General features: G+C 59.7%; 5 protein-coding genes and 3 pseudogenes. 6 read left to right on the top strand and 2 right to left on the bottom strand.

What is annotated here, in order from left to right:
• Window positions 1-1,290: 1,290 nt before the first annotated feature.
• The 3 genes from IC66_RS0140875 (at window position 1,291) to ltrA (ending at window position 5,687) form a co-directional block, all read left to right on the top strand.
• Window positions 1,291-3,657 carry an LPS-assembly protein LptD gene (locus IC66_RS0140875; RefSeq protein WP_223153708.1) on the top strand — a complete coding sequence of 789 codons (2,367 nt, stop codon included), beginning with the start codon at window positions 1,291-1,293 and terminating at the stop codon, window positions 3,655-3,657.
• 17 nt (window positions 3,658-3,674) lie between these two features.
• Window positions 3,675-3,866: a hypothetical protein gene (locus tag IC66_RS0140870; protein WP_014497849.1), complete on the top strand. Its 192-nt coding sequence runs from the start codon at window positions 3,675-3,677 to the stop codon at window positions 3,864-3,866.
• A 507-nt stretch (window positions 3,867-4,373) separates the two neighbouring features.
• On the top strand, window positions 4,374-5,687 hold the full coding sequence (ltrA, locus tag IC66_RS0140865) for a group II intron reverse transcriptase/maturase (RefSeq protein ID WP_244429244.1): 1,314 nt from the start codon (window positions 4,374-4,376) through the stop codon (window positions 5,685-5,687).
• A 243-nt stretch (window positions 5,688-5,930) separates the two neighbouring features.
• Here the strand turns inward: ltrA and IC66_RS49345 are convergent.
• Window positions 5,931-6,259 (bottom strand): annotated as a pseudogene (locus IC66_RS49345) (IS256 family transposase); the annotation flags it as partial.
• 293 nt (window positions 6,260-6,552) lie between these two features.
• Here IC66_RS49345 and IC66_RS0140855 point away from each other — a divergent pair.
• The gene (locus tag IC66_RS0140855; protein ID WP_014497847.1) at window positions 6,553-7,290 is read left to right on the top strand and encodes a glycoside hydrolase family 12 protein; all 738 of its coding nucleotides are present in this window, start codon (window positions 6,553-6,555) and stop codon (window positions 7,288-7,290) included.
• A gap of 695 nt (window positions 7,291-7,985) precedes the next feature.
• Here IC66_RS0140855 and IC66_RS44555 read toward each other — a convergent pair.
• Window positions 7,986-8,192, bottom strand: a pseudogene (locus IC66_RS44555) (IS256 family transposase); the annotation flags it as partial.
• Window positions 8,193-8,264: 72 nt separating this feature from the next.
• Here IC66_RS44555 and IC66_RS47435 point away from each other — a divergent pair.
• Window positions 8,265-8,438, top strand: coding sequence for a hypothetical protein (locus IC66_RS47435; protein ID WP_162131359.1), 174 nt, complete (start codon window positions 8,265-8,267; stop codon window positions 8,436-8,438).
• Window positions 8,435-8,632 (top strand): annotated as a pseudogene (locus IC66_RS48055) (hypothetical protein); the annotation flags it as partial. The gene IC66_RS47435 and the pseudogene IC66_RS48055, both read left to right, overlap by 4 nt.

The raw sequence follows: 8,632 nt of genomic DNA, 5'->3' as shown, positions 1-8,632 counted from the left end.
GTCGCATATTGGCTCAATTGAGTCTGGACCCTAGTGCAATCGTGCGTTCCACCAACTACCGATATCACTGCCAAGGACTCGATTGTCTGGTTCGGACCAATGTCCACAACCGGACGCATGTACCATGAACAAACCCGCTTGAGGATCTCCATCTTCGAGCGGCACGCAGCTTGCTTCGTTTGCGCAGGCGCTCGTTATTGGACAGGAAGGGGCAGCGGAGTGCATGATGCGATCTGGAGTTCGTCTTTGGGAAGCCACAACCATTGCGCTTCTAGCCCGCGGCAGGCCGGCCCGGCCGACTTTGGGCCAGCAGTGAAGCTGTGTCTGATCCTCTGGCACCAATCCGCAAACGGCGGAGCAGAACACAACATTGGCCTCTGGCCCCGACGGTTGCGTTATTCGCGGCTTCGGCCTGAGCCTTCCCATTCTGCACATCAACGGTTTCACCCGCTCGCGCTTCACCGCATGGCTCCCGGCCCGCATAATGGCCGTCATGCGCCGGGGGGCGTGAAACGGCCGATTAGCAAGCAGCTGGCATATTCGCCGCAACAACAACAGATCAGCATCCTTCGGAGTAGGTCGCAGCTGACAGATATCGGAACGACCCACGCGAACCAAGTGGCATGGTCGGCGGACCGACAGTTCGTCAAAGCTTTGGCCAATGAGCGCGGACTGCTCGTGTTCCTGATCCCTTTGCTGAAAAAGCTGCCGCCCAAGATCGCCTATCGGAGACGCGGAGTTTCTCCGCGATCGGCATTTCGCGCTCCGCCCATAGCGCTGCTGCTGCTCCTGGGCTCTCGCAGCTTGCTCCAGTAGCTGTGCTTCCAGGCATAGTTCGGTTCGGATGAACCTGATAACCCGTCAGATCAGCCATCACATGCTTCCGCAAACCTTCCAGCGCGACGCCTTCAGCACGAATTCCCTGGGCCGAAGCGAGGCCGACTTGAAGAGATTTCAGCGTAGCGGTTCGCGTCGATTGCCGAGGGTTTCTGCGCAACCGCAAGAGGGCTGGAGCCAGTGCTACGGCTCGATGCCGAGAATTTAAGGTAACGTGTTCACCATTTTCCTGCTCGCTGTTGTGGCTAGTTGTATCAGGACGTCAAGTAAGTGTGAGTTCATGCAACTGGAGACTTCGGTCTGGCCGCCAGTCTGCGTTGGCCGCTTCATCAGATTGTTGGCCTTGCTGACCCGACGGAAAGGTTAGTGGCTGTGGCTGCGCATCGTCACAAACTGACTGCGGTTGCGCCAGGGCACGATCCGTGGCTCTTCACGTCGCTAGTCTGCGACTGCTTGCTTGCCATAGCCGTTGTCATCGCGACTGGTTTCGGCCCCGTCGTAAAGGCATCGGCGCAGAACGTCTCCTACAATACGCAGCCGCCGCGTCCGAAGCCGCCGAAGGCCGCCAACGACAACCAGATGCTGGTTCAGGCGACCGAGGTCGTCTACGACTACAATAATTCGCGGATCTCGGCGGTCGGTAACGTCCAGCTGTTCTACAACGGCACCAGCGTCGAGGCTAACAAGGTCGCCTACGACCAGAAGACCAAGCGGCTCCATGCCGAAGGCAACATCCGCATGACGGATGCCGAGGGCAAGATCACCTATGCCGAGACGATCGATCTGTCCGACGACTATCGCGACGGATTCGTCGGTTCGCTCCGGGTCGATACCGCCGACCGGACACGGATGGCCGCAACGCGCGCCGACCGTTCCAGCGGCAACTACACCGTGTTCGAGAACGGCGTCTACACGGCCTGCGCTCCGTGCAAGGACGATCCGAAGAAGCCACCGCTCTGGCAGGTCAAGGGTGCCCGCATCATCCACGACCAGCAGGAGAAGATGCTGTACTTCGAGACGGCGCAGCTCGAGTTCTTCGGCGTGCCGCTCGCTTACATGCCCTACTTCTCGACGCCCGACCCGACCGTGAAGCGCAAGTCCGGCTTCCTGATGCCGGGCTTCACCTCGAACACGGGCTACGGCTACGGCGTGGAGGTCCCGTTCTACTGGGCGATCGCGCCCGATATGGACGTGACCTTCAACCCGCGCATCACCTCCAGGCAGGGCGTGCTGTTCCAGGCGGAGTTCCGCCAGCGCCTGATGGGCGGCGCCTACCAGATCCGTGCTTACGGCATCGACCAGCTCGATCGCGGCGCCTTCGCCGGGCAGCCCGGCGACCGCCAGTGGCGCGGCGCCGTCGAGACCAAGGGTCAGTTCGCGCTGAACGACAAATGGGTCTGGGGTTGGGACGGCGTCGTGATGTCCGACTACTATTTCTTCTCGGACTACCGCCTGTCGCAGTACCGTGACCCGCTCGGTTCGTTCCTGAACCTGCCGACCGACGCGGTCTCGCAGCTCTATCTGACCGGCGCCGGCAATCGCAGCTTCTTCGACGCACGCACGATGTACTGGCGGAGCTTCTCGGGCAACCAGGACAAGGTCCCGATCGTCTACCCCGTGATCGACTACTCGAACGTGCTCAACTATCCGGTGTTCGGCGGCGAGTTCAGCTACAAGACCAACTCCGTCAACCTGTCGCGTGACAGCGCCGTGTTCGATCCGATCACCACGCTCGCCAACACCAACAGCCTGTGCACGACGGCGTCGGCCGATCCGCTCGCGCGCACGCCATCGCAGTGCCTGCTGCGCGGCTTCCCCGGCACCTATACCCGCCTGTCGGCGGAAGCGCAGTGGCGCAAATCCTTCACCGACCCGCTCGGCCAGATCTGGACGCCGTTCGCCGGCCTGCGCGCCGATGCAATCAACTCCTCGGTCTCGAACCAGCCGGGCGTGTCGAACTACCTACCGGTCGGCGACACCCAGGCATTCCGCCTGATGCCGACGGTCGGCCTCGAATACCGCTATCCCTTCATCAACGTTCAGCCCTGGGGCTCGACCACCGTCGAGCCGATCGCGCAGATCATCATCCGCCCGAACGAGACTTATGCCGGCAAGTTTCCCAACGAGGATGCGCAGAGTTTTGTATTCGAAACGTCGAACCTGTTCAGCGTCGACAAGTTCTCCGGTTACGACCGCGTCGAGGGCGGCGGCCGCGCCAATGTCGGCGTGCAGGCCACCACGCAGTTCGACAAGGGCGGCGCGGCCAAGGTGCTGTTCGGCCAGTCCTACCAGCTGTTCGGCATGAACTCCTACGCGGTCCGGGACTCCATCAACACGGGCCTCGATTCCGGTCTCGACAAGCCCCGCTCCGACTACGTGGCGAGTATCGACTACTCGCCCAACCGCACCTACACCTTCAGCGTCCGCTCCCGCATGGACGAGCAGACCTGGAACGTCCAGCGTTTCGAGGCCGAAGGCCGCGCCAACTTCGATCGCTGGTCGATCAGCGTGATGTACGGCAACTACGCGGCACAGCCGGAGCTCGGCTATCTGACCCGCCGCGAAGGCATCCTCACCACCGGCTCGCTGAAGGTCGCGACCAACTGGGTGGTCACGGGCTCGGCGCGCTGGGACCTCGAGGCCAACGAGATCAACCAGTATGTGGTCGGTGCCGGCTATGTCGACGATTGCTTGGTGCTGGGATTGAACTATCTGAAATCCTACAATTATACGGTAGGCGGCGTGCCCCCCGTCTTGAATGAGACCTACATGCTAAGTATAGGTCTACGAACATTCGGGACGATCGCAATCGGCTTCTGAGGCACGGATAGCGGCGCATGCGGGTCACGTCGGGGGACGTCACCACCACGACCGAGGCGCGCAATAGCGGGCAGGCGGTCACGGCTGTGCTGGGAAAGCTCGAGTTCGACGAACGCGCAGAACTGTTCCACTTCAGCCATGTCGGTTTTGGGCGCGCGAGATCGCGGCTTTGGGTCATGACGTCAAACTGCTGCTACCTCAATATGTGAAGCCATTCGGTGCGCCCCGACGGCGCGTATTACCAGTGGAGGAAGGATCCACCCAGAGAGTTGTCGATTGATCTGGTAGCTGACGAGCGGTTTGGACGAGCAATCGGACGGATCGAAGCCTCGTGACAAAGGTCGCTTTAGGCGGCCGAGCAATCCAGCGGGCCGTAACGTGAGTGAAGCCTGAGCACGCCTCGAAAGTTACGATGTGAATGCCGACCCGATCGTATGGCGGGGAAGGCCGTGCGGACAGGGAAGCAATCGACGCACGCACCTGTCTGGTTCACCGGGGTAATGGGCACGGCACGTTGGAAAGGTAGTACGGGTAATCGGGGGAGACCCGTCTTGGTCGAAGGTCGCGCCTTCAGCATTGAGTAGTCGATGGACCGGACGGGAGTCGGACAGGGTCAAAGGTACCGATGAAACCGGGTAATTCCGGCGGAGGAAAGGACCCTGACTTCAGGTGCGCTTTTGAAGATGGCGAGGGAAAGGGTAGATTGGCGATGAGCCTTGAAACGCCCGATAAGATCAGGAGCCTTCAGAGAAAGAAAGCTTTATTGTAAGGCGAAGGCGGAGCCTGCCTTCCGCTTCTACGTGCTGTACGACAAGATCTGCCGCGAGGACATTCTGAGCCATGCCTACAAGCTGGCCCGCGCCAACGCGGGTGCGCCGGGAGTGGACGGAATAACTTTCGAACAGATCGACGCGTCGGGACTCGAAGCATGGTTGGCTGGCCTGCGCGATGAACTCGTCACGAAGACCTATCGGCCCGATCCGGTGCGGCGGGTGATGATCCCGAAGCCCGGCGGCGGCGAACGTCCGCTCGGTATCCCAACAATCCGGGACCGGGTCGTCCAAGCTGCTGCAAAGATCGTGCTGGAACCGATCTTCGAGGCGGATTTTGAGGACGGAGCTTATGGATATCGCCCGCGCCGCAACGCGGTCGATGCCGTCAAGGAAGTGCACCGGCTTATGTGCCGGGCCTACACAGATGTTGTTGACGCCGATTTGTCGAAATACTTCGACACGATACCGCACTCGGACCTCCTCAAATCGGTGGCCCGACGCATCGTCGACCGGAATGTGCTGCGGCTGATTAAGTTATGGCTGCGAGTACCGGTCGAGGAGCGGGATAGCAACGGGAAACGGCGCATGAGCGGCGGTAAGAGCAACAAGTGTGGCACGCCACAGGGGGGTGTCATCAGTCCGCTGCTCTCCGTCATCTACATGAACCGGTTCCTGAAGCATTGGCGTCTCAGCGGTCGGTGTGAAGCATTCCATGGCCAGATTATCTCCTATGCCGACGACTTCGTCATTCTCAGCCGCGGCCACGCGGAAGACGCATTGACGTGGACGAAAGCGGTGATGACCAAGCTTGGGCTGACACTCAACGAGACTAAAACCTCGGTGAAGAATGCCCGATTGGAAAGCTTTGACTTCCTTGGGTACACGCTCGGACCCCGCCACTTCCGCAATGGGGGGCGGTGGTATCTTGGCGCGGCTCCGTCGAAGAAAAGCGTGCTGCGGATCAAGAGGAAGGTCAGCGAACTGCTGACGCCGGGCAACAAGGGCGCTTGGCCCGAAGTACAAGCACGACTGAACCGCCTTCTGCGCGGCTGGTCCGCTTACTTCAGCTATGGCTCGCTTGCTACGGCTCATCAGGCCGTTGATCGACACGTCTTTGACCGCGTGCTCGCCTTTCTGCGCAGACGACATAAGACGCCAGGACGTGGCGTCAGACGGTTCTCTGATCAGATCTATGGGAACCCTGGCGTACTTGTGCTGAACCGCGTGCGCAAAGTGTCGCCGACGTGCGCCTTGTGACGAAACCTGTCGGAAAGCCGGATGCGGGAAAACCGCACGTCCGGTTTGATGAGCGGGGAGAGGAAACGGAACGCGCAACAAGCGCATCACCGCGCCTCTCCTCGACTCTACTCAAGCGCGGGAAGACTGATGCTGCCGACGCAGAGGCGATCAGCGAAGCTGTCGCGCGCAATACCATGCGCTTCGTCCCGGTTCGTCGAACACTGCAATCACGTCCGCTATCATGAGAGCATCGACAACCTCACTCCTGTCGATGTCTACTTCGGCAGGGCTGAGGCGATCCTTGCAAGCCCGCAGCAATTGGCTCTTCCATTCGGTCGTCCCCCATCGCGGGTGTCAAGCCGCGCACGCGGGACCGCGATTTTAATCGACCCGAAGCTACCGGTCAGCGACCGCGGCTGGCTGCCGTGTCGATGCCCGTAACGGGGCGTTCCTCATGGCCGGCCTTCATGCCGCGTCCGTAGCGCGGCCGCGCAAGGGCCGCATCGAGCTCGCTGCGGAGCAATTCCTCTAATGAGTTCCCGCGTTGGTTTCCGCACCGCCGTTTCAACCGGATCGAACCAATTTCGAAAAGCTGCGGAGCCGTCTCTCTTTCACACGGCGGGGAAATGCATCTTTGTGACATTGCTGGTCATGGCATGGTCTCCGATCCGGCGCTCCAAACGGCGGATGATTCGAGGTTGATCACCTCAGAGACTACGCCGCTTTCAATTCCAACCAATCCTGCGGCGGGACCCTGTCTGAAATCCGCCAGCCTGTCGGGAACGCAACCCGGAGCGCGAGAAAAATAGCACGTCTGGCTCTGCGCATAATGGCCCAACTCTTGCGAGGGGCGAGCGGGCAAAGGTCAGGTTGGAGATTGAGAATGGCGAGCGTGTCAAAGCTAAAGGTGTTTGCGGCCCTGAGTGCGGCCAGTGTTGCGCTTGTGCCAATATCGGCAAAAGCTCCGATATGGAGTTCGAGCGCTCAATACGGGAGCTTTTCAATCGATGGCTACAGTTGGAACAACGACGTATGGGGCAGGGGCGCAGGACCCCAGACTATCTCGGTGAGTGCTGTCAACCAGTGGGGGGTGTGGTCGAACCAGCCTGATACTGGTGGCATCAAGAGCTATCCCCACGAGGGTTTCAATGTCGGCAAACCGCTCAGTTCGATCAACACTCTGATCTCGAACTTCAATCAGGAAGTTCCGACTAGCGGCGCCTGGGACGTCGCCTACGATATCTGGGATAGCTCAAATCAGTATGAGATAATGCTCTGGACGAATTACACCGGCAATCCCGATGGTGGCGGCAACGTCAAGCCCATTTCTTACAAGTACGCTTCTTCCGGGGCGGCGATACCGATCTACACAAATGTCGATGTAGGCGGAGCGACTTGGAACGTGTTTCAAGGAGAAAATCACCATAAGGTCATCTCATTCCTGCGCACTTCGAAGACCAACAGTGGGACGGTGGATATCAAGAGTGTCCTGCAGTGGATCAAGTCTAAAGGGTACTTTGGGGAGATAAACGTCGGCAACGTCCAATACGGCGTTGAGATCACCTCCTCTCCAGGTGGGATGAACTTCAACTTCAATAATTGGACCCTGACATCGAGGTGAGTACCCACGGTCGGTGAGGTGAAGTGGCCTCGGATTCTGGACCGGCGGCTCAGATGGTGCGGATGCCGTTTTGTTTTGATAAACGGAGACCATGAAGAAGAACGAGACGGAAAATCGAAGCAGCGCTGAAGGCAAAGATCGCCTTGGAGCCGCTGCGAGAACAATCAAAGGTGACGGATCTGGCGCTACCAGCGGTGGAGAGAAAATTACGTGAGGCAACAACTCAGTTCAGGAACATTTTCGGCCAGGCAATGCGACAGCTCCCTAGCAAACATGTGGAGCTGATCGCACCGGACGAAAATCGATTCGCACAATGCTCACGCTGCGTGGGCAGCCCGTCGGGGGCTGGGTGGTTTGTTGCGGGGGCGACGTCGAGAAGTGGACTCTTCGCCTAGTCGCCCTCGATCTTCGTTCGCAATCCCCCGAGGAGAGAAACATGTCGTGGGACGACCAGCAATTCTAACGGACGAAAGCTGTGCCGCTGCTCCTACCTTGCAGTGCGCCCGTTTTTCACAAGCTCAAAGAAATAGCGAGCGAAATACGCAATTTTGGATTTTCGCATCACCACCGAACTTTCGGCACTGTTCTTGAAACGGGCCATTCCGCACCTCGCCGAGTTGGGTGAGAACGATCAATGCCCGCTGCGCGACCTTTCGTGAGCGAAGGTAGCGGGAGATGTCCCGATCGCTGTTGAGCGCCGCGCTCGTGACGTGGGCAACGGGCTTGATCGTCATGCGATCGTGGTGAGCTTGAAGGGCCGCACGCAGAACCGACGATTTCTTATGCGCCTTCAATCATCGGAAACCCTTGTTGGCCTCGATCATGCCGGCCGCGACCCATCGCAAGGTCATACCGGCATCCCGCCGGCGTTTGACGTTGCGCGTGACCCGGCGAATGGTGCCCTGAAATGGACCCCGGTTTTGGGACGAGAGGCCAGGTTGGAAAAGGGCCGCTCCGTTTGATCGACGGAGGGCATGATGACGAAGAAGACGCGACGGAAGATCGACGCGGTGTTGAAGGCAAAGATCGCACTGGAAGCGGTGCGGGAGCAGGCGACGGCTGCCGATCTGGCCCAGCGCTATGAGGTTCACCGAACCAGATCTATGCTTGGAAGAAGCAGCTGCTGGACCAGGCGGCCCGGCTTTTGACGTGGGTGTCGGGCGCGAGAGCGAAGGAAACGCGCGAACGCGAGATCGAGAAGCTGCACGCCAAGATCGGACAAACTGACGGTCGAGCGCGAGTTTTTAGCGCGGAGGTCCGGAAGATGAGCACGCCGGACCGTCGAGGAATGCTCGAGCGCGTCGACCAGGCGCTGTCGATCCGTCGGCAATGCATGTTGCTC

It is taken from the genome of Bradyrhizobium genomosp. III, assembly GCF_000261705.1.
GTDB classification, from domain to species: domain Bacteria; phylum Pseudomonadota; class Alphaproteobacteria; order Rhizobiales; family Xanthobacteraceae; genus Bradyrhizobium; species Bradyrhizobium ottawaense.
The sequence above is the reverse complement of the archived record's forward strand: the minus strand, read 5'-3'. Positions and strand labels throughout refer to the sequence as shown.

What these genes read in the sequence shown, in the direction of transcription:
- IC66_RS0140870 (WP_014497849.1), top strand. Translation starts at nt 3,675, where the DNA reads ATGCGGGTCACGTCGGGGGACGTCACCACCACGACCGAGGCGCGCAAT.
- IC66_RS0140855 (WP_014497847.1), top strand. Translation starts at nt 6,553, where the DNA reads ATGGCGAGCGTGTCAAAGCTAAAGGTGTTTGCGGCCCTGAGTGCGGCC.
- IC66_RS47435 (WP_162131359.1), top strand. Translation starts at nt 8,265, where the DNA reads ATGATGACGAAGAAGACGCGACGGAAGATCGACGCGGTGTTGAAGGCA.